We start from the raw sequence: 19,074 nt of genomic DNA on the forward strand, positions 1-19,074 counted from the left end.
AGACACGCATGCTTACAAATAGCTTGGGATTACCGGCTGGCGCGGCTCGGCGATTAGAAGAATTCCCCGGAGAGCCATTTTTTGTGACAAATTCGACATGAAAAACTGCTACTGTTCCATCTTTTGTTGACTAACGGACGACCGGGCTGAGGAGAGCCGGCGCCGGCACTAGTCAGAAAAGCACAGGCGAGTCGGCCCCACAGCCGTACGTCGAGGACGAATAGCCGCGCGCGTCTGCCGCTGGCTTCGATAAGACACCCATGAGAAGAAATCGTATGGCTTTGCGTCGCGTCGCCACGGCGCTGCTCGTGAGCGGACTCATTACGGCACAACTTGCCTACGCGCAGGTCACGCTCAATTTTGTCAACGCCGACATCGACCAGGTGGCGAAGGCAATTGGCGCCGCCACCGGCAAAACGATCATCGTCGATCCCCGCGTGAAGGGGCAGCTCAATCTCGTCTCCGAGAACTCTGTACCTGAAGACCAGGCGCTCAAGACCCTGCAGTCGGCGCTGCGCATGCAAGGTTTCGCGCTCGTGCAGGATCACGGCGTACTGAAGGTCGTGCCGGAGGCCGACGCCAAGCTGCAGGGCGTGCCCACCTATGTGGGCAATGCGCCCACCGCGCGTGGCGACCAGGTGGTGACCCAGGTGTTCACGCTCAGGCACGAGTCGGCGAACAACCTGCTGCCAGTGCTGCGTCCGCTTATCTCGCCGAACAACACTATTGCCGCCTACCCGGCCAACAACACGCTCATCGTCACCGACTATGCGGACAACGTGCGCCGCATCGCCTCGATCATTGCGGGTGTGGACTCGGCCGCCGGCCAGCAGGTGCAGGTGGTGCCGCTGCACAACGCCAATGCGCTCGACATCGCGCCGCAAATCGCGAAGATGCTGGACCCGGGCGCGATCGGCGCCTCGGACCCGTCGCTGAAGGTTTCCGTCGTCGCCGACCCGCGCACCAACTCGCTGATGCTGCGCGCCTCGAACGCGCAACGCCTTGCCTCCGCGGTCCAGCTCTCGAAGCAGCTCGACGCGCCGACCAGCATGCCGGGCAACATTCACGTCGTCCCGCTGCGCAACGCCGACGCCACACAGCTCGCCAAGACGCTGCGCGGCATGCTCGGCAAGGGCGGCAACGATACGTCGTCGTCCGGCAACGCGAACGGCTTCAACCAGAGCGGCAACAGCGGCGGCGGCGGCACGTCGACCGGCACCTCCGGCACGCCGCCGCTGCCGTCGAGCTCGCTCGGCGGCGGAACGTCGTCGGGCAGTTCGCTGGGCGGGGGCAGTTCATACGGCAGCGGCGGGAGCGGCAGCAACGAAGCACCGTTCCTCGGCGGCGACAAGGACAAGGGCGACGATAACCAGCCGGGCGGCATGATCCAGGCAGATGCGGCGACCAACTCGCTGATCGTCACGGCGCCGGATGCGGTATACCGCAACCTGCGCGCCGTGATCAACCAGCTCGATGCGCGGCGCGCGCAGGTCTATATCGAAGCGCTGATCGTCGAACTGAACTCGACCACCAACGCCAACCTGGGCATTCAGTGGCAGGTGGCCAGCGGGAACGTCTACGCGGGCACCAATCTGGCCACCGGCAGCGGTAACAGCATCGTCAACCTGACGGCGGCGGCGGCGGCGGCCGCCAGTACCGGCGGCCTTGCCAACGCGCTCGGGGCTTCCAACCTCCAGCAGGGCCTGAATGTCGGCTGGATCAAGAACATCTTCGGCGTGCAGGGGCTTGGCGCGTTGCTGCAAGCGCTCTCGCAAACGGCCGACGCCAACGTGCTGTCCACGCCTAACCTCATCACGCTCGACAACCAGGAAGCGAAGATCGTCGTGGGTACGAACGTGCCGATCCAGACCGGTTCGTATTCGAACCTCACGAGCGGCACGGCGAGCACGGCGTTCAACACCTACGATCGTGTGGACGTGGGCTTGACGCTGCACATCAAGCCGCAGATCACCGACGGCGGCATCCTGAAGCTGCAGCTGTACACGGAAGACTCGGCCATCGTGACAGGCACGACCAACGCGACGACCAATCCGGCCGGCCCTGAGTTCACCAAGCGTTCGATCCAGTCGACCGTGCTGGCCGACAACGGCGAGATCATCGTTCTCGGCGGCCTGATGCAGGACAACTACCAGGTCGCCAACAGCAAGGTGCCGCTCCTCGGCGACATTCCGTGGATCGGCCAGCTGTTCCGCTCGGAAAACAAGACGCGCGAGAAGACCAACCTGATGGTGTTCCTGCGTCCGGTGATCATCAGCGACCGCGACACGGCGCAAGCGGTTACGTCGAATCGCTACGACTATATCCAGGGCGTGACGGGCGCATACAAGTCCGACAACAACCTGATCAAGGATCGCGACGACCCGGTCGTGCCGCCGATGCCGCTCGGCCCGAGCCAGGGCGGATCCGTGCTGAACCTGTTCGATCTCGACCAAATGCGGCGTCAACAGGCGTTGGGCGTGCAGCCCGCGGCTCCCGCAAATCCGGCAAGCGCCGTGCGCATGCAGCCCGCCGAACCCGTGCAGACCGCGCCGGTGGAAACCATGCCGGTGCAACAGGCGGCGCCTGCCACGACGCGGGTGCAGCCGTGAGCACGCCTCACGCGCCTGCGGCCACAGGCGGCTCGGACCGCGAGCCGCCGTCGCCGCTTGCCGCGCGGCTCGTGCCGTACGGCTTTGCGCGCAGCGGCCAGATTCTGGTCGCCCAGCAGCGCGCCGAAGGCCTCGAAGTGTGGATCAGCGAGCGCACCTCGCAGGCCGCCATCGCCGAGGTCGCGCGCAACTTCGGCGCGTTGGCGCTCGTGCGCGTGCCGGCCGATGAACTCACGCAGGCCATCAACCAGGCGTACGCGCGCCAGGACGGCAGCGCCGCGCAGGTGGTGGGCGAAGTGGAAGGCGAAGTCGATCTCTCGCGCCTCATGCAGGACATTCCCGAAGTGGAAGACCTGCTGGAGTCCGAAGACGACGCGCCGATCATCCGCATGATCAACGCGCTCCTCACGCAGGCCGCGCGCGAGCAGGCATCGGACATTCATATCGAGCCGTTCGAGAATGCCTCGGTCGTGCGCTTTCGCGTGGACGGCACGCTGCGCGACGTCGTTCGCCCGAAGAAGGCGCTGCACGGCGCGCTGATCTCGCGTATCAAGATCATGGCGCAGCTCGACATCGCCGAGAAACGCCTGCCGCAGGACGGCCGCATCACGCTGCGCGTGGGCGGGCGTCCGGTGGACGTGCGCGTCTCCACGTTGCCAACGGGCCACGGCGAGCGCGCAGTGCTGCGTCTGCTGGAAAAAGACGCGCAGCGCCTGAACCTCGAAGCGCTCGGCATGGCCGGCGACACGCTCGGCAAGTTCGACCAGCTGATCGCCAAGCCGCACGGGATCGTGCTCGTGACTGGCCCGACGGGCTCGGGCAAGACGACCACGCTCTACGCGTCGATGTCGCGGCTCGAAACGGCCACGACCAACATCATGACCGTGGAAGACCCGATCGAATACGACCTCTCGGGCATCGGGCAAACGCAGGTGAACGAGCGCATCGGCATGACGTTTGCACGCGCGTTGCGCTCGATCCTGCGTCAGGACCCGGACATCATCATGATCGGCGAAATCCGCGACCTCGAAACCGCGCAGATCGCCGTGCAGGCCTCGCTCACGGGCCACCTCGTACTCGCCACGCTCCATACCAACGACGCCGCTTCGGCGGTGACGCGTCTCACCGACATGGGCGTCGAGCCGTATCTGCTCGCGTCGTCCCTACTCGGCGTGCTCGCGCAGCGCCTCGTGCGCCAGCTCTGCCCCGTGTGCAAGGAAGAGCGCGTGGAAGACGACGGCCGCAAGCGCTGGCATCCGGTGGGCTGCGAGCGTTGCAGCCATTCGGGCTACGCAGGGCGGCGCGGCGTGTACGAACTGCTGCTCATCGACGAGCCGATTCGCGCGCTCATCCACCGCAACGCCGCCGATGCGGAGATCTTCGCGTCCGGCCGCGCACAAGGCATGCGCACGCTGCGTGAAGACGGCGAGCGCTGGGTCGACGCGGGCAGGACGTCGCTCGAGGAAGTGCTGCGCGTGACGGGCGGCGCGTGATGAGCCGCACGATGAACCACCAGATGGACTCTCAATAAAAGCGAGGGCGATCAGCAATATGCCGGCATTTCGCTTCGAAGCCATCGACCCCACGGGCAAAGCGCAAAAAGGCGTGCTCGACGCGGACAGTGCACGTGGCGCACGCGCGCAGCTGCGCGGTCAGGGCCTCACGCCGCTCGTGGTCGAACCGGCCGCGAGCCGCACGCGCGGCGCGCGCCAGCAGCGGCTTGCGCTCGGGCGCAAGCTCTCGCAGCGCGAGCAGGCGATCCTCACGCGCCAGCTCGCGAGCCTGCTGGTCGCGGGCTTGCCGCTCGGCGAGGCGCTTGCGGTGCTCACCGAGCAGTCCGAGCGCGACTACATTCGCGAACTGATGGCGGCGATTCGCGCCGAGGTGCTCGGCGGCCATTCGCTCGCCAGCGCGCTCGAGCAGCATCCGCGCGACTTCCCGGACATCTACCGCGCGCTCGTGGCCGCGGGCGAGCATACCGGCAAGCTCGGCATCGTGCTCTCGCGCCTCGCCGACTACATCGAGCAGCGCAACGCGCTCAAGCAGAAGATCGTGCTCGCCTTCACGTACCCGACGATCGTCACGATCATCGCGTTCGGCATCGTCACGTTCCTGCTCAGCTACGTGGTGCCGCAAGTGGTGAACGTGTTTGCGAGCACGAAGCAGCAACTGCCCTTGCTCACCATCGTGATGATGGCGCTCTCGGGGTTCGTGCGGCAGTGGTGGTGGGCGGTACTGATCGCCGTGGCCGTGGTGGCGTGGATCGTGCGCTCGACCTTGCGCCGGCCAGGCCCCCGCCTCGCATTCGACCGCTGGATGCTCACCGCGCCGCTCGCGGGCAAGCTCGTGCGCGGCTACAACACCGTGCGCTTCGCGAGCACGCTCGGCATTCTGAGCGCGGCGGGCGTGCCGATTCTGCGCGCGCTGCAGGCGGCCGGCGAAACGCTCTCGAACAAGGCGATGCGCACGAACATCGACGAAGCCATCGTGCGCGTGCGCGAAGGCACGTCGCTGTCTCGCGCGCTAGGCAACACGAAGACGTTTCCGCCTGTGCTCGTGCACCTGATCCGTTCTGGCGAGGCGACCGGCGACGTGACGACCATGCTCGACCGCGCGGCCGAAGGCGAAGCGCGCGAACTCGAGCGGCGCACGATGTTCCTCACGAGCCTGCTCGAACCGCTCTTGATCCTGGCGATGGGGGGCGTGGTGCTCGTGATCGTGCTCGCGGTGATGCTGCCGATCATCGAGCTGAACAACCTCGTGCAGTAAGGCGTACGAACTGTACGAAGTTGCAAGAAGCCGAGCGTGCGGAACTCAGCGCACGTAGATGGTGGGACCGGCTGCGTTGGGCGGCAGGAAGATTTCGGAGTGCACGCCGTGGCGGTCGATGACGATCGAGCGGGGGCGCACTTCGAAGAGCTTCGAGTTCTGGTCGATCGGGCCGCCGAGCGAGATGGCCCTCGGCGGTTCGCCGCCCACGCTCACGATGGCCGCTGCGCCCTGCGCGAGCGCGAGGATGCCGAAGAGGTGAATGTCTTGCACGGGGTTGCGCTCGAGCCTGCCGCCAAACAGCGTACCGGCCTGGTCGAGCGAAACCGGCGCCTGAGCGGCGGCGGCCTGCACCGGCGCCGCGCGGCTCGTGGCGAGGGTGATCGTCCACCACGTGGCCGTGGCGCAGAACACCGCAAACGCGGCGAGGGAAAGAAGGCGGATTTGCAGTGGGTTCATGCGCTCATTGTACGAAGGTTTATGAAATTTTTGATGTACGCGTTTGCCATGCCCGCAAGGCGTCGGAAAGGCGTCATCGTGTGACATTACAATGACCCGTCATGCATGCGAGTACCCAGCCAATTCGAGCGGCGGGTTCGATTGCAGGCGGGACGAAGCGCGGCGCACAGGCGTGCACCGCAACCATATCTAGCGAGGGAGGAAAGAACTCATGTCCATGTGGGCCAAACGCCGTGCCGAAATCGAAGTCACGCGCGCGCGCCGCCAACGCGGCTTCACGCTCATCGAAATCATGGTCGTGATCGCGATTCTCGGCATTCTGGCCGCGTTGATCGTGCCGAAGATCATGAGCCGTCCCGATGAAGCGCGCCGGGTCGCCGCGCGCCAGGACATCGGCACGATCATGCAGGCGATGAAGCTCTATCGCCTCGACAACGGCCGCTATCCGACCCAGGACCAGGGGCTGCAGGCGCTCGTGCAAAAGCCGACCACGGACCCCGTGCCGAACAACTGGAAGGACGGCGGCTATCTGGAGCGTCTGCCCAATGACCCGTGGGGCAATGCGTACCAGTACCTGAACCCGGGCGTGCACGGCGAGATCGACGTATTCAGTTACGGCGCCGACGGCAAACCCGGCGGCGAGGGCAACGACGCCGACGTCGGGTCCTGGCAGTAAGTCATCCGCCACGCCGCATCCATGCATCCGAGCCGCCTTTCCCCTTGCCGGGACCGCCGATCGTCACGCACCTCGCGGGCCTCACGCGCGGGCGTGCGCTCGCGCGCGGCGGGCTTCACGCTGCTCGAAATGCTCGTGGTGCTCCTGATCGCGGGGATTCTCATCTCGCTCGCTTCGCTCACGCTCACGCGCAATCCGCGCACCGACCTGAACGAAGAAGCGCAGCGGCTCGCGCTCCTGTTCGAATCGGCGGGCGACGAGGCGCAGGTGCGTGCCCGGCCCATTGCATGGCAGCCGCTCGCGGGCGGGTTCCGCTTCGACGTTCATACCGAGGACGGCTGGCGTCCGCTGCGCGACGATCTGCTCGGACCGCGCCAGTGGGAAGGCGGCGTGACCGGTGTGGCGATCACCTACCCCGGCGGCGACGACACGCAGGCGAACCGGCTCATTTTCGGCACTGAAGCCGTGGACGTGCCGGTACAGGTCACGCTCTTTTCGGCAGCCGGCCGCGCGACGATCGTCGGCACCGGCACTGGCCGCTTCGAGGTGCGCTGAGATGCGGCTCTCGATACGAGGGGAAAAGCGCGGCCACTGCGCTCGCCTGGATCGTCCGGCTCGCCCGCTGCGTGAGCGCGGCTTCACGATGATCGAGGTATTGGTTGCGCTCGCAATCATCGCGATTGCGCTGGCCGCTTCGCTGCGCGCCGTGGGCAGTCTCGCCGCGAGCGAGGCCGATCTGCACGATCGCCTGCTCGCGGGCTGGAGTGCGGACAACACGCTTGCGCAACTGCGTCTCGTGCACGCGTGGCCGGACCTTGGCGATAGCAGCTTCGACTGCTCACAGGGCAATCTGCGGCTCACCTGCACGCAGCATGTCGCGTCGACGCCCAACCCCGTCTTTCGGCGCGTGGAGGTGTCGGTGACGACGCCCGGCCGCTCCGGCAATCTCGCGCAACTCGTCACGGTGCTCGCCAATGAGACGAACCGCTCGTTGTGACCGCGCGCGCGTCGCCTCGTCAGCGCGCGGCTTCACGCTGATCGAGCTGCTCGTTGCGATCGCCATCATGGCCGTGGTGGCGATCCTCTCGTGGCGCGGCCTCGACGAGATCGTGCGCGGGCGTGAAACCATCACGCGTTCGATGTCGGAAGAACGCGTGTTCGCGCAGATGTTCGACCAGATGCGCATCGACTTGCGTGAAGCGGCCTCCGACGACGAAGCGGACGGCGTCGCCATCTCGCTCGACGGCGGCGCGCTACAGATCGTGCGCGCGTTCGCGGTGCCGCCGGGCGCGGCGCCCCGCCTGCAAGTGGTGCGTTACCGCGTGACGGGCGGCCAGGTGGTGCGTTATGCCTCGCCGCCGCTCGCCAATCTCGGCGAACTGCGGCGCGCATTGCGCGGCGGCGAAGGCGACAACTGGGGTGCGTTGCCGATGATGAGCGGCGTGGACGTCATCAACGCGCGCCTGTACGTGCCGAAGACGGGCTGGACGGCGAACATGCAGGACGTGCGCTCGCAGGTGAGCGGCAACAACGACGATCTCAAGGTGCCGCAGCTCGGCAACGCGCCGCTGCCGCGCGCGGTGACGGGCGTGCAGGTGAGCGTGGGTTCGCATTCGCTCGAGCGGCCGGTGGCCCGCGTATTCCTGGTGGGGGAATGACGTTGCGCACACAACGAACTTGCACCCGACGATCCAGCCGCTCTGCACGCGCGCGGCGCGGCGCGGCCATCATCAGCGCGCTGCTTGTCGTGGCGCTGTCGGCGATCCTCGTCTCGGGCATGTTGTGGCGCCAGCAGGTGCAGTTGCGCCGCATCGAAAATCAGCGGCTGCTCGCGCAGGCGCAATGGATCGCGCGCGCCTCGCTCGACTGGACGCGCCTCGTGCTGCGCTCCGAAGCGGATACGTCGGCGGGCATCACCTATCTCGGCGGCGCGTGGGGCGTGCCGCTCGCGAGAACGCGCCTGTCCGACTTTCTCGGCCAGATCGGCGAGGCGCGTGCGCAACAGGGCGCGGACACCTGGCTCTCGGGTTCGATCGAAGACGCCCAGGCGCGCTTCAATCTGCGCGACCTCGTGGCGACCAGCGCGCCGGGCTCGCTGCAGCTGAACCTGACGGAGATCGAAGCGTTCGCGCGCCTGTTGCAGATTCTCGGCATCGACCAGCAACTCGCAAAGAACACCGCGGTGTATCTGCGCTCGGGCCTCGCCTACTCGGCAACGCGCTTCCAGACGCAAACCGCCACGACGAGCGGCACCTCGCAAACCGAGGTGCTCGCAGGCGGCGGCTCGACAGGCGGGGGCAACTACACCGACAACCCCGGCATCTCGGACAGCGACAACAACAGCGGCGTCGCGCCGCTCCTGCTGACGAGCGTCGACTCGCTCCTCGACGTGCCCGGCTTCACGCCCGACGCCGTCGCGCGGCTGCGCCCGTTCGTGACGATCCTGCCCACCGTGACGCCCGTAAACATGAACACGGCGAGCGCCGAAGTGATCGCCTCCGTCGTAACTGGTATGAGTCTTTCGAACGCACAGGCCCTCGTCGCGCATCGCCAGAGCGTGTTTTTCCGCAACGTGAGCGACGTGCAACTCGCGCTCCAAGGCGTGGGCGTGAAGCAGGTCTCGATCGATACCACGCAGATCGACGTCAACACGAGTTATTTTCTGGTGCATGGGCGCGTGCAGCACGAGCGTGCCGAGGTGGACCGCACGACGCTTGTCTGGCGCGACCCGCTCACTCATACGACGCGCATCGTGCGCGTTCGCGACGAACCATGAATCCGTCCCTGACCAACATCGAAAAGAGGTGCGTTTGAGCACGCTGATTGTTCTCATGCCGCCCCGCGACCCGGCGGTCCACTCGCAGGAATGGCAGCTGCCGGAACTGCCGTTCGTGCTGCTCGACAAGACGGGCAACACGCAGCGCGCGGGCCGTTCGGCGCTTGGGCTGCTGCCGAAGGCCTCGGCTACCATCCTGATGATCGCCGCGCGCGACCTGCTCACGCTCGCCGCCGCCGTGCCGCCGCTCAAGGGGCCGCGGCTGCGTCAGGCGCTGCCGAACGTGGTCGAGGATCATCTGATCCAGGATGCGCAGACCTGCCATCTCGCGCTCGATCCCAAGCGCCTGGCCGACGGCCGCCAGGTCGTGGCGGCCATCGATCGCGGCTGGTTCCGCTTTCTCCTGGAAGGCTTCACCGCCGCGGGACACCGCAATCTGCGCGCTGTGCCGGTGGCGCGCTGCCTGCCGGCCGCGCAGGCGGTGGAAGCGGTTCAGGAGATCCAGGTGACTGAGCCTGCCGAGCCGGGCGCAGCGCCCGACGCCGCGACTCCCTCCACGCCTGCGCTCGATCCCGTGACCGCGTGCGTGTTGGGCCATGTCGTCGCGACCGCACCCACGCTGCTGCCCGGCGTCGCGCCAGAGCTTTCGGCCGCTACGGCAGAAGCGGCGCTCGAACTCGCGATTGTGCGCGGCGCGCTCGCCGAGGGCTTCGCGGTGCCTGCCGCGAGCGTCGTTGCCACCGTAACGGCGCTCGCCGGCAGCGCGCCGGTTTCGGGCTACGTCCTCGCCAATCTGCCGGGCGAGCCCGTGAGCGCCGCCGCACGCGCGTCGCTCGCCGCCGCGTTGCCGGGCGCGCAGACGCTCACGTTCGAGGCGCTCGCGCGCCGCGCGCTCGCCTGCCGCTTCGACCTCTGCCAGTTCGAGTTCGCCTCGCAGCCGTGGCGGCTCGATCGCGCGACGCTGCGCCGTCTGCGTGTGCCGATCGTGCTCGTGGCGGCGTCGCTCGTCGTGGCGGTCGTCGGCGCGAATATCCAGTGGCTCATGATGGCGCGCCAGCGCGACGCTATCAGCGCGCAAATGACCGAGCTGTTCCTCAACGCGTTCCCGAAGACGACCGTCGTGCTCGATCCCGCCGGGCAGATGGCGCGCCAGTTGCAGCAGTTGCGCCTGGCCGCGGGCGAGCCCTCGCCCGACGACTTCCTCGCGCTTTCCGACGGCCTCGCGCGCTCGCTCGGTCCGGTGCCCGCGAACGGCATCGCGGCCCTCGACTACCACGACCGGCGTCTGGACGTGACCTTCAAGCCAGGCGTCAGCATCGATGCAGATCTCGTGAAACGCCTCGCGGGCAACGGCCTTGCGGGCACCGTGGATGCAAGCACGGGCAAATGGACTATCAGGAGCGCATCGTGAAGACATCGGCTATGAGCGGCGCGTGGGCCGAGGCCTGGACGAACTTCTGGGAGGCGCGCACGACGCGCGAAAAGACGCTGCTCACGTGGGGTGGCGCGGCGCTCGCGCTGGCGATCGGCTGGTCGGTGTTGTGGCAGCCCGCCGCCGACGGCCGCGCGCGCCTGCGTGAGAGCTTGCCCGGCATGCAACGCGCGCTCGCGCAGATGACGGCCGAGGCCGACGAGGCGCGCTCGCTGGCGGGCGCTGCAGCGAGCGTGGCGCCGGGCGGCCAGGCGCTCAAGGACGCGGTCACTGCCTCGCTCGCCGATCACGCGCTTACGGGCGGCCAAATTCAGCTGATCGGCACGACGGTGCAGGTGCAGATGAAGAACGTGTCGTTCCCGGCGTGGGCCGCGTGGCTCGACGACGTGCGCAAGCAGTTCAAGGTGCAGGTGGTCGAGGCGCACATCACCGCGCTGAAGGCCGATGGCCAGGTCGACTTGACGGCCTCGCTGCAACCGGCGAATACGCATTAAGAAGAAAAAGCGCGCATTGAGAAGCGCGCACTGAGAATCGCCGGAGAAATAGGCAATGAATTACTGGATGCGGCGCCTGCGCGCCGCGTTGCCCTGGCTGCTCGTGGGCGTGCTGTCGAGCGCTGTCGTGCTGCTCGCCCGCTTGCCCGCGGCCTGGATCGCGCCTCAGTTCGCGCGTGCGACCCAGGGGCACGTGAATCTGATCGACCCGGAAGGCTCGCTCTGGCACGGCTCCGCCACGCTGATGCTCGCCGCGGGCCAGGACGCACGCGGCGCGACGCTGCTGCCGGGGCGCATTGTCTGGCGCACGGCGTTCTGGCCGCTTTTCGTCGCGCGCGTGCGCATGGAAATGCTGCAGACCGAGGCGATGCCCGACGCAGTCACGGTGGATGCGTCGTTGCGCGGCGCGAACGTGAGCGCGGGCACGATCGCCGTGCCGGCGTCGTTGCTCGCGGGTCTCGGCGCACCCTTCAACACGCTCGATCTGGACGGCAAGGTGCGGCTCGCGTGGAGCCCGTGGCGCATGTTCGGCACGGATGCGTTCGGACGACTGACCGTCTCGCTTGCCGACATGAGTTCGCGCGTTTCGCTAGTGAAGCCGCTCGGCACGTATGAGGTGGTGCTGCAGGCGCAGGGGGCGACGTCGACGCTCGATCTCTCGACGCAAAAAGGACCGTTGATGCTAGAGGGGCGCGGCTCGTTCTCGCGTGCGTCGGCGTCCTTTCAGGGCACCGCGAGCGCGGCGCCGGATCAGCGCGACAACCTGGCAGGCCTCTTGAATCTGCTGGGCCGGCCGGTTGGGCCGGGAACCGTCGCGCTGACGTTCATGCGCTGACGTTCGTGGGTTGTTGAGCGTGCGCCCGCCTGCGCGGGCGCGTACGCATTATTGCGGCTGGGCGGCCGTCGTAGCCGTAGTCGCTGGCGCCGAAGCCACTGCCGGTGCAGCCACGCTGCCGGTCTCGCGATCCATCTGCGAAGCATCCCAGCCGCCGCCCAACGCCTTCACGAGCCCCACCGACGACACCATGCGCTGCCCGCCGATGCTCACGAGCTTCTGCTGTGCGGTAAAGGCTGTGGCCTGCGCGGAAAGCACGTTCTGGAAATCGGTCGTGCCCGCCTTGTACTCGTTCGTCACGATCGCGAGCGCATGCTGCGCCGACTCCACCGCCTGCTGCTGCACGACGACCTCTTGCCCGAGGATGCGCTGCGAAGCGAGGTTGTCCTCCACGTCCTGGAACGCGGCCAGCACCGTTTGCCGATAGGTGGCCACCTGCTGGTCGTAGGCGGCGCGCGCGGCCTCGGTCTGGGCCTTGCGCAGCCCGGCGTCGAAGATCGTGCCGGCAAGCGAGGGCCCGAGCGTCCAGAAGCGCGACGGCATCTGCAACAGCTGCGACATCACCGAGCTTTCGAAACCGCCGCTCGCGGAAAGCGTGAGCGTGGGGAAGTACGCCGCAATGGCGACGCCGATCTGCTCGTTGGCGGACGCCGCCTTGCGCTCGGCCGAGGCGATGTCGGGCCGGCGCTCGAGCAGCGCCGAAGGCATGGCGAGCGGCACCGTGGGCGGCGTGGCGGCGAGCGGCGACGGCGGGATCGAGAACGTGGAGGCGGGCTGGCCGACCAGCACGGCGATCGCATGCTCGTCCTGGGCGCGCGCCACACCGTTGTCGATCGCGGAAGCCTGGGCAGACTGCAGCTGGGTTTGCGCCTGAATCACGTCGGCTCGGCCCGCGACGCCCTGGGCATACTGATTTTGCGTGAGCTGCAGCGACTTCTGGTACGCGACGACCGTGTCGTCGAGCAGCTTCTGCTGCGCGTCGAGCGAGCGCAACGTGAAGTATGTCTGCGCGAGCGTGGCCTGGGCCGACAGACGCGCGTTCGCGAGATCGGCGGCGGCGCCCTGCTGGCTCGCCTCCTGCGAGCTGACCGTGCGGCTCACCTTGCCCCAGAGATCGGGTTCCCAGGTGGCGTCGAGCCCCAGGTTGACGTTGTTGTTGATGCTGCCGCTCGACAATCCGCCGCTCGAGTTGGCCACGCGCGTGGGCGTGTACGAGCGCGTGCCCGAGAACGAACCGCTGATCACGGGGAAGTACGCCGCCCGCGCCTCGCCCACGAGCGCACGCGCCTGGCGGTAGGCGGCGGCATATTGCGCGACCGTCTGGTTGCTGGTGTTGAGCTGGTCCATCAGCGCGTTGAGCTGCGCGTTGTCATAGATCAGCCACCAGGCGCCGCGGTCGGCGGTATCGGCGGGTTGCGCGACCTTCCAGCCCTCGGGCGCTTCCTTGAACGAAGCGGGCACGGCGGCGCTGGGCCGGTGATAGTCGGGGCCGACGGCGCAGCCAGTCAACTGGAAGGTGAGCGCGGCGGCCGCGCACAGCGCCAACGTGGAAAGCGGCTTGGGCGCACGGCGCGCCACGGACCCGGCGGATCCAGCGGTCGCGCCGGAGCGGACGAAACGGCAAGGCATGCAAGGATTCCTGTCGATGCAACCGGCGCGCGGTCGGGCGCGCACGGGGTTGTCGCGTTGCGGCAATGGTAGCGCACGCGCTAGTCATTACGCGGAATCCGAAAGCTTACGCGTTGGAAGGGTTGGCGGGTGTTACGGCGTGGGGTGCGCAGGTTACGCGTCGTTACGGCGGCGCATCGGCGCGCGGCAGGCGAGCTGGCCGCCACCGCACACGGGCGCGGCCGCTGCTGCGGCCGTTGCGGTCACGGGCCTGGCCGGCACGACAGCGCTTGCTCCGGCGGGTTCGTGCCGCGCGCGCCGGCGCCGCGCCCACACCACGGCCACTACCGCGATCGAGCCGCCCGGTAGCGCAAACATGGCCGCATACAACGCGAGCCTGCGCCAGCGCGACGACTCACCGGCCTTCGCGAAGGCGTGGCGGGCGGTGTCGGTGACAGAGCGGCCAAGGCCGCCAAGCGCGTTGATCAAGTAAAGCATGATGCGGAAGCGGGTGAACTGGGAAGAATGAAACTGGTTGCCTGTCATAATATTGACTATGCAATCAAATCGCAACATACTTTGCAGCGCATCAATGCAACTGTTGTTTTTACGCGCCGATCACGACAGCTGAAACATTCGCGACCCGCCGACCGATTTATCTGCCTGAGCAGCGAAGTAACCCGTTATAATCCGCTCGTTTTTTGAGATGCTGCAAAGCGAACTGCCATGAGTGATGGTCCTTTCGTCCGGGCGAGGCTAGGCGTCGAGCCAAGTCTCGGCTATTTCCTCTCGACCGCGCGCAATGTGCTGGCCGGGCGCATCGACCGTGCGGTCGCGCCGCTCGGGCTCACATCGTCGCAAATCGGTGTGATCCTTTTATTGTGGTTCGAGCGCGCCAGCACGCCGAACGAGATGTCGCGCGCGCTCTCGTACGACACCGGCTCCATGACGCGCATGCTCGACCGGCTGGAGAAAAAGGGCTTTCTCGAGCGGCAGCGTAGCCAGGCGGACCGCCGGGTCGTGGAACTCGCACTGACGGATCAGGGACGTACGGCGGCGCAGCAATTACCCGACCTGATCGCCGCGGAGATGTCCGAGCAGTTGCGCGGCTTCGCTCCCGAAGAAGTCGCGACGCTCGTTCATTTGCTGCAGCGCTTCATTGCCAATGACGGCTCGACCATACCGCTCTGCGGATCGATGGACGGCTCCGGCAAGGACGCAGAAGCGCCGGCGCAGGAAGACGGCGACTAGAAACGTGCCACGACGCGCCGCAGTGCAACACGTGGCGAAGTTTGAGTAAATTACTGTCTGGGCAGAAAATGCACAGACACGAAATGGCAAGCCGGCGTACGCTGCTCCCCGGGGGCAGTAGCAACGGCCGACCCAACAAGGACACGGAACATGGCAGCTTCTCCCGCGGTGCCCGCGCAGGCCGAACCCGCACCGTTTTCCGGCGGCACGCTCGCGCTCCTCACAGTCGGGCTCGCGCTCGGAACCTTCATGGAGGTGCTGGACACCTCGATCGCCAACGTGGCGGTGCCGACCATCTCGGGTAACCTGGGTGTCGCCAACAGCGAAGGCACGTGGGTCATCTCGTCGTATTCGGTCGCCTCCGCGATCGCGGTGCCGCTCACCGGCTGGCTCGCGCGCCGCGTGGGCGAAGTGCGCCTCTTCACGCTTTCCGTGCTGCTGTTCACGGTGGCCTCGGCCGCTTGCGGCTTCGCGACGAACTTCGAAACGCTCATTGCGTTTCGTCTCGTGCAAGGGCTTGTTTCCGGGCCGATGGTCCCGCTTTCGCAGACCATCCTCATGCGCTCCTACCCGCCTGCCAAACGCGGCCTCGCGCTCGGGCTCTGGGCGATGACCGTGATCGTCGCGCCGATCTTCGGACCGGTGATGGGCGGCTGGATCACCGACAACTACACGTGGCCGTGGATCTTTTATATCAACGTGCCAATCGGCCTCTTCTCGGGCATCTGCGCGTACCTGCTGCTGCGCGGACGCGAGACGAAGACGATGAAGCAGCGCATCGACGCCGTGGGCCTCGCGCTCCTCGTGATCGGCGTGTCTTGCCTGCAGATGATGCTCGACCTCGGCAAGGACCGCGACTGGTTCAACTCGACGTTCATCGTCACGCTCGCCATCATCGCGGTGGTCGCGCTCGCGTTCATGCTCGCGTGGGAGGCGACGGAAAAAGAGCCCGTGGTCGATCTATCGCTCTTTCGCGACCGCAATTTCGCGCTCGGCGCGATGATCACCTCGTTCGGCTTCATGGCCTTCTTTGGCTCGGTGGTGATCTTCCCGCTCTGGCTGCAGACCGTCATGGGCTATACGGCGGGCCTCGCGGGTCTTGCCACCGCACCGGTGGGCCTGCTCGCGCTCGTGCTCTCGCCGCTCATCGGGCGCAACATGCACCGGCTCGATCTGCGTATGGTCGCGAGCTTCGCCTTTGTCGTGTTCGCGCTCGTCTCGCTCTGGAACTCGACGTTCACACTCGACGTGCCGTTCAACCATGTGATCCTGCCGCGCCTCGTGCAGGGTATCGGCGTGGCCTGCTTCTTCGTGCCGATGACGACCATCACGCTCTCGAGCGTTCCCGACGAGCGGCTAGCGAGCGCCTCGGGCCTCTCTAACTTTCTGCGTACGCTTTCGGGCGCGATCGGCACGGCGCTGAGCACGACGTTCTGGGAAGACGCCGCGATCTATCACCATGCCGTCCTGTCGGAATCGGTGAGCCAGTACTCGCCGAACACCGTCGCGTACAAGGACGCGCTCGCGAACCTCGGTTTCGCAGGTCAAAGCCTGACAGCCAAGCTCAACGACGTCGTGACGACGCAAGGCTACATGATGGCCACCAACGACTTCTTCCGCATTTCGTGCGTGATGTTTGTCGTGCTGGCACTGCTGGTGTGGGTGACGAAGCCGAAAAAAGGCGCGGGTCCGGCAATGGGTCATTGACGGTCCCGTGAAAGGCTGCCCTGAGCGCGCGCCGGTGCGAACCACGCCCAGCGCGGTCAGGGCCACGCGCGATCAATGCGCGCTCGAAGCCGGCTCGGCCACTGCTGCGCCACTCACGCCGGCCGTGTCGCCACCTGCGCCCGTGGTCGTGTCACCGGGAATGGGCGCATCGACGCCGGTTCGCACGTACTGCTTGAACGCCGCGCCCGCCGACCACGGGTTGGGCTTGCAGCCGAGCGAACTGTCGCAATGCGCGGCGAAGCCGATCGTGGCCGTGCCGTCGGCGTTGGCGGACTTCGTGATTTCATAGGCAAGCAGACGCCGGCCGCCGCCGGGGCCCGACGTCTGGATCAGCGTGTCGGTCACGGTCTGCACTTCGTACTTCGAATGACTGCGCACCCAGCCCTCTGCGCGTTGCCACCAGAGATCGCATTCCGCCTTGTTCGAACAGGTGAGCGGCGCGGTCGCGATCTGCATGACGTCGGGATTGACCTGCCCGCGCGACGCGCAGGCCGCAGCCATCGCGCACAGCAGGATCGCAAGAATTCGTTTCATCGCGTGGATTCCTCCCAGAGTGAGCCGCATTGCGCGCGGCCCGTGCATTTTTGGTGTTTTTCAGCTTCGTTCGTCCGGCGCGCTCGGCGTCCGCGCAGTTCGGTAACGCGGCGCCTACCCTGGTTGGACCGCATCTGCACGCTGGTGTTGCGAGCAAATGCGGTGCCTGGGACACATTTCGGTGGGATGGGCGCGCGCCGCAGCGGCGCACCGGCGCGGCTCAGACGCTGAAGCGATTGAGCGTATAAGCGCGATACGCGGCGACGAACGCGTCGAACGATCCGACTTCGTCGCGCTCGAGATGCGCCTGCTCCGCGAGCGATTCGCGCGCGAGCGTTTCGAACTCGGCCGTCGCCGCTGCGTCGAGCGGACGCGCGAGAAATTGCGCCGCATGGCGCTCGCTTTGTGCGCGTGCAAATTGCAGGAAGGACTGCTTGCTATCGCGCATGATTTGCAACACGCGCGCCGATGGCGTGAGCGACGGGTCGGCCAGCTTCGCGCGTTGTGCCGCGAGCGAGCGCGTATGTTCGTCGCTGCCGTGCGCCGCGTCGAGTACAGCGGCTGCGTGGCCGATCTTCTCGAATAGCTCTTCGGCCCACGCGTGCATCGGCACGTCCTTGCCGTCGCGCTTGAGCGCGAGACCCGGGCGGCGCCCTTCTTTCGTCACCAGGCCAAAGTTTTCGTTCGATTCGGCATAGGCGTCGGCAGGCAGGAAAGGGCTTTCATCGAGCGCGCAGGCGAGCAGGTAGGCGTCGAGAAACCGTGCGGTCTCGAGCGAGATGCCGGTTGGCTCGAACGGGTCGATGTCCATGCAGCGCACCTCGACGTACTGCACACCGCGCGCGGCGAGCGCATGCAGAGGCCGCTCGCCCGGATGCGTCACGCGCTTCGGGCGGATCGTGGAGTAGAACTCGTTTTCGATCTGCAGCACGTTCGTATTGATCTGCACCCACTCGCCGTCGCGATGCGTGCCGATCGCCTCGTATGGCGGATACGGCTGGCTCACGGCCTGCGCGAGCGCGTCGAGATAGCCTGCCAGCGTGTCATAGTCGGCGCGCAAGGCGGACTGGCCCGTCGTGTTCGAGTAGCCGAGATCGCTCATGCGCAGGCTCGTCGCGTACGGCAGATAGAGCGTGTCGGCGTCGAACGCTTCGAGCTTGTGCTCGCGGCCGCGCAGGAAGCGCGCGTCGAGCGCGGGCGAAGCACCGAACAGATACATGAGCAGCCAGTTCGTGCGGCGGAAATTGCGGATCAGCGCGAGGTAGCGCTCCGACTGATAGTCGGTGAGCGAGGCCGTGGACTGATGATGCGCATGCAGCACGCGCCACACTTCGTCGCTCAGCGAATAGTTGTAATGGATGCCGGCAATGCACTGCATCGTGCGGCCGTAGCGCAGCGCGAGGCCCATACGGTACACGTACTTGAGATGGCCGATGTTCGAGCTGCCATAGCGCGCGAGGGGAATGCCGTCGTCGGTGTCGGGCAACAGGCCCGGCATCGATTCGTTCCAGAGCATCTCGCCGTCACGCGCGAGTACGGCATAGACGTAGCGGTGCAGTTCGTCGAGCTTCGCGAGCGTGATCGACGCATCGGGCTCGGCAGGCGTGATGATCTCGATCAGCGCTTCCGAATAGTCGGTGGTCAGCGACGGATGCGTGAGCGCCGAACCAAGTGCGGGCGCGTGCGGCGTCATGGCGAGACGGCCGTCGCGCGTCACGCGCAGGCTCTCCTTCTCGATGCCGCGCAGACCGCGCGTGAGCGCGCCGCGATGTGGCCCGTCGCCCAGCACGGAAAGGCGCTGTGCGAGAACGTCGTTCGTGCGTGTAGAGGTCGTGTCTGACATTGAGGCAAGTCGGGCTCGGGCCGGCGGCGCAGTGCTGCGAGCGCTCGCCGACCGGGATTC

The 19,074-nt window shown here is 66.8% G+C and carries 18 protein-coding genes; 13 read left to right on the top strand and 5 right to left on the bottom strand.

Going from position 1 to position 19,074, the window contains the following annotated elements; translation table 11 throughout:
• Positions 1 to 275: 275 nt before the first annotated feature.
• Genes gspD through gspF form a run of 3 tightly spaced genes read left to right on the top strand, consistent with a single transcriptional unit; the run spans position 276 to position 5,378 of the window.
• Positions 276 to 2,609 carry a type II secretion system secretin GspD gene (gene gspD, locus M3I54_RS13970; protein WP_254336753.1) on the top strand — a complete coding sequence of 778 codons (2,334 nt, stop codon included), beginning with the start codon at positions 276 to 278 and terminating at the stop codon, positions 2,607 to 2,609.
• Positions 2,606 to 4,102, top strand: a complete 1,497-nt coding sequence (gene gspE, locus M3I54_RS13975) for a type II secretion system ATPase GspE (protein ID WP_309249608.1) — start codon at positions 2,606 to 2,608, stop codon at positions 4,100 to 4,102. The genes gspD and gspE overlap by 4 nt, the downstream gene beginning before the upstream one ends.
• Positions 4,103 to 4,160: 58 nt before the next feature.
• Positions 4,161 to 5,378: a type II secretion system inner membrane protein GspF gene (gene gspF, locus M3I54_RS13980; RefSeq protein ID WP_254336755.1), complete on the top strand. Its 1,218-nt coding sequence runs from the start codon at positions 4,161 to 4,163 to the stop codon at positions 5,376 to 5,378.
• A gap of 45 nt (positions 5,379 to 5,423) precedes the next feature.
• Here the strand turns inward: gspF and M3I54_RS13985 are convergent, their stop codons facing one another.
• Positions 5,424 to 5,837 carry a general secretion pathway protein GspC gene (locus tag M3I54_RS13985; protein WP_254336757.1) on the bottom strand — a complete coding sequence of 138 codons (414 nt, stop codon included), beginning with the start codon at positions 5,835 to 5,837 and terminating at the stop codon, positions 5,424 to 5,426.
• 211 nt (positions 5,838 to 6,048) lie between these two features.
• On the opposite strand from M3I54_RS13985, the gene gspG reads away from it, so the two are divergent.
• The 8 genes from gspG to M3I54_RS14025 are packed head-to-tail and all read left to right on the top strand — an operon-like array spanning position 6,049 to position 12,050.
• Positions 6,049 to 6,513 (top strand): type II secretion system major pseudopilin GspG, encoded by a 465-nt coding sequence (gspG, locus tag M3I54_RS13990; protein WP_302056945.1) that lies wholly within the window; start codon positions 6,049 to 6,051, stop codon positions 6,511 to 6,513.
• A 21-nt stretch (positions 6,514 to 6,534) separates the two neighbouring features.
• Positions 6,535 to 7,068: a GspH/FimT family pseudopilin gene (locus M3I54_RS13995; RefSeq protein ID WP_254336759.1), complete on the top strand. Its 534-nt coding sequence runs from the start codon at positions 6,535 to 6,537 to the stop codon at positions 7,066 to 7,068.
• 1 nt (position 7,069) lies between these two features.
• On the top strand, positions 7,070 to 7,510 hold the full coding sequence (gspI, locus tag M3I54_RS14000; RefSeq protein WP_302058950.1) for a type II secretion system minor pseudopilin GspI: 441 nt from the start codon (positions 7,070 to 7,072) through the stop codon (positions 7,508 to 7,510).
• The gene (locus M3I54_RS14005; RefSeq protein WP_254336761.1) at positions 7,488 to 8,171 is read left to right on the top strand and encodes a type II secretion system protein J; all 684 of its coding nucleotides are present in this window, start codon (positions 7,488 to 7,490) and stop codon (positions 8,169 to 8,171) included. Before gspI ends, M3I54_RS14005 begins: the two co-directional genes overlap by 23 nt.
• Positions 8,168 to 9,289, top strand: coding sequence for a type II secretion system minor pseudopilin GspK (gspK, locus tag M3I54_RS14010; RefSeq protein WP_254336763.1), 1,122 nt, complete (start codon positions 8,168 to 8,170; stop codon positions 9,287 to 9,289). The genes M3I54_RS14005 and gspK overlap by 4 nt, the downstream gene beginning before the upstream one ends.
• A 34-nt stretch (positions 9,290 to 9,323) precedes the next feature.
• On the top strand, positions 9,324 to 10,700 hold the full coding sequence (gspL, locus tag M3I54_RS14015; RefSeq protein ID WP_254336765.1) for a type II secretion system protein GspL: 1,377 nt from the start codon (positions 9,324 to 9,326) through the stop codon (positions 10,698 to 10,700).
• Between the two features lie 11 nt (positions 10,701 to 10,711).
• Positions 10,712 to 11,215 (top strand): type II secretion system protein M, encoded by a 504-nt coding sequence (locus M3I54_RS14020; RefSeq protein WP_254336878.1) that lies wholly within the window; start codon positions 10,712 to 10,714, stop codon positions 11,213 to 11,215.
• 55 nt (positions 11,216 to 11,270) lie between these two features.
• Positions 11,271 to 12,050 (top strand): type II secretion system protein N, encoded by a 780-nt coding sequence (locus tag M3I54_RS14025; protein WP_254336767.1) that lies wholly within the window; start codon positions 11,271 to 11,273, stop codon positions 12,048 to 12,050.
• A 48-nt stretch (positions 12,051 to 12,098) separates the two neighbouring features.
• Here the strand turns inward: M3I54_RS14025 and M3I54_RS14030 are convergent, their stop codons facing one another.
• Together M3I54_RS14030 and M3I54_RS14035 are read right to left on the bottom strand one after the other, a co-directional pair.
• On the bottom strand, positions 12,099 to 13,679 hold the full coding sequence (locus M3I54_RS14030; protein ID WP_254336769.1) for an efflux transporter outer membrane subunit: 1,581 nt from the start codon (positions 13,677 to 13,679) through the stop codon (positions 12,099 to 12,101).
• Between the two features lie 153 nt (positions 13,680 to 13,832).
• Positions 13,833 to 14,156: a hypothetical protein gene (locus tag M3I54_RS14035; RefSeq protein WP_254336771.1), complete on the bottom strand. Its 324-nt coding sequence runs from the start codon at positions 14,154 to 14,156 to the stop codon at positions 13,833 to 13,835.
• A gap of 228 nt (positions 14,157 to 14,384) precedes the next feature.
• Here M3I54_RS14035 and M3I54_RS14040 point away from each other — a divergent pair, with 228 nt between their 5' ends.
• Positions 14,385 to 14,909 carry a MarR family winged helix-turn-helix transcriptional regulator gene (locus M3I54_RS14040; protein ID WP_254336774.1) on the top strand — a complete coding sequence of 175 codons (525 nt, stop codon included), beginning with the start codon at positions 14,385 to 14,387 and terminating at the stop codon, positions 14,907 to 14,909.
• 150 nt (positions 14,910 to 15,059) lie between these two features.
• Complete coding sequence (locus tag M3I54_RS14045; RefSeq protein WP_254336776.1) at positions 15,060 to 16,616, top strand: DHA2 family efflux MFS transporter permease subunit; 1,557 nt, start codon at positions 15,060 to 15,062, stop codon at positions 16,614 to 16,616.
• 72 nt (positions 16,617 to 16,688) lie between these two features.
• Here the strand turns inward: M3I54_RS14045 and M3I54_RS14050 are convergent, their stop codons facing one another.
• Together M3I54_RS14050 and gshA are read right to left on the bottom strand one after the other, a co-directional pair.
• Positions 16,689 to 17,171 carry a hypothetical protein gene (locus M3I54_RS14050; protein ID WP_254336778.1) on the bottom strand — a complete coding sequence of 161 codons (483 nt, stop codon included), beginning with the start codon at positions 17,169 to 17,171 and terminating at the stop codon, positions 16,689 to 16,691.
• 220 nt (positions 17,172 to 17,391) lie between these two features.
• Complete coding sequence (gshA, locus tag M3I54_RS14055; protein WP_254336780.1) at positions 17,392 to 19,014, bottom strand: glutamate--cysteine ligase; 1,623 nt, start codon at positions 19,012 to 19,014, stop codon at positions 17,392 to 17,394.
• Positions 19,015 to 19,074: the final 60 nt, after the last annotated feature.

The sequence above is a fragment of the Paraburkholderia sp. CNPSo 3274 genome, assembly GCF_024206475.1.
GTDB lineage: Bacteria > Pseudomonadota > Gammaproteobacteria > Burkholderiales > Burkholderiaceae > Paraburkholderia.

Excerpts from the sequence above, each read along its gene's own strand:
- gspD (WP_254336753.1), top strand. The coding sequence starts at position 276 with ATGGCTTTGCGTCGCGTCGCCACGGCGCTGCTCGTGAGCGGACTCATT.
- gspF (WP_254336755.1), top strand. The coding sequence starts at position 4,161 with ATGCCGGCATTTCGCTTCGAAGCCATCGACCCCACGGGCAAAGCGCAA.
- M3I54_RS13985 (WP_254336757.1), bottom strand. The coding sequence starts at position 5,837 with ATGAACCCACTGCAAATCCGCCTTCTTTCCCTCGCCGCGTTTGCGGTG.
- gspG (WP_302056945.1), top strand. The coding sequence starts at position 6,049 with ATGTCCATGTGGGCCAAACGCCGTGCCGAAATCGAAGTCACGCGCGCG.
- M3I54_RS13995 (WP_254336759.1), top strand. The coding sequence starts at position 6,535 with ATGCATCCGAGCCGCCTTTCCCCTTGCCGGGACCGCCGATCGTCACGC.
- gspI (WP_302058950.1), top strand. The coding sequence starts at position 7,070 with ATGCGGCTCTCGATACGAGGGGAAAAGCGCGGCCACTGCGCTCGCCTG.
- M3I54_RS14005 (WP_254336761.1), top strand. The coding sequence starts at position 7,488 with ATGAGACGAACCGCTCGTTGTGACCGCGCGCGCGTCGCCTCGTCAGCG.
- gspK (WP_254336763.1), top strand. The coding sequence starts at position 8,168 with ATGACGTTGCGCACACAACGAACTTGCACCCGACGATCCAGCCGCTCT.
- M3I54_RS14020 (WP_254336878.1), top strand. The coding sequence starts at position 10,712 with ATGAGCGGCGCGTGGGCCGAGGCCTGGACGAACTTCTGGGAGGCGCGC.
- M3I54_RS14025 (WP_254336767.1), top strand. The coding sequence starts at position 11,271 with ATGAATTACTGGATGCGGCGCCTGCGCGCCGCGTTGCCCTGGCTGCTC.
- M3I54_RS14030 (WP_254336769.1), bottom strand. The coding sequence starts at position 13,679 with ATGCCTTGCCGTTTCGTCCGCTCCGGCGCGACCGCTGGATCCGCCGGG.
- M3I54_RS14035 (WP_254336771.1), bottom strand. The coding sequence starts at position 14,156 with ATGCTTTACTTGATCAACGCGCTTGGCGGCCTTGGCCGCTCTGTCACC.
- M3I54_RS14040 (WP_254336774.1), top strand. The coding sequence starts at position 14,385 with ATGAGTGATGGTCCTTTCGTCCGGGCGAGGCTAGGCGTCGAGCCAAGT.
- M3I54_RS14045 (WP_254336776.1), top strand. The coding sequence starts at position 15,060 with ATGGCAGCTTCTCCCGCGGTGCCCGCGCAGGCCGAACCCGCACCGTTT.
- M3I54_RS14050 (WP_254336778.1), bottom strand. The coding sequence starts at position 17,171 with ATGAAACGAATTCTTGCGATCCTGCTGTGCGCGATGGCTGCGGCCTGC.
- gshA (WP_254336780.1), bottom strand. The coding sequence starts at position 19,014 with ATGTCAGACACGACCTCTACACGCACGAACGACGTTCTCGCACAGCGC.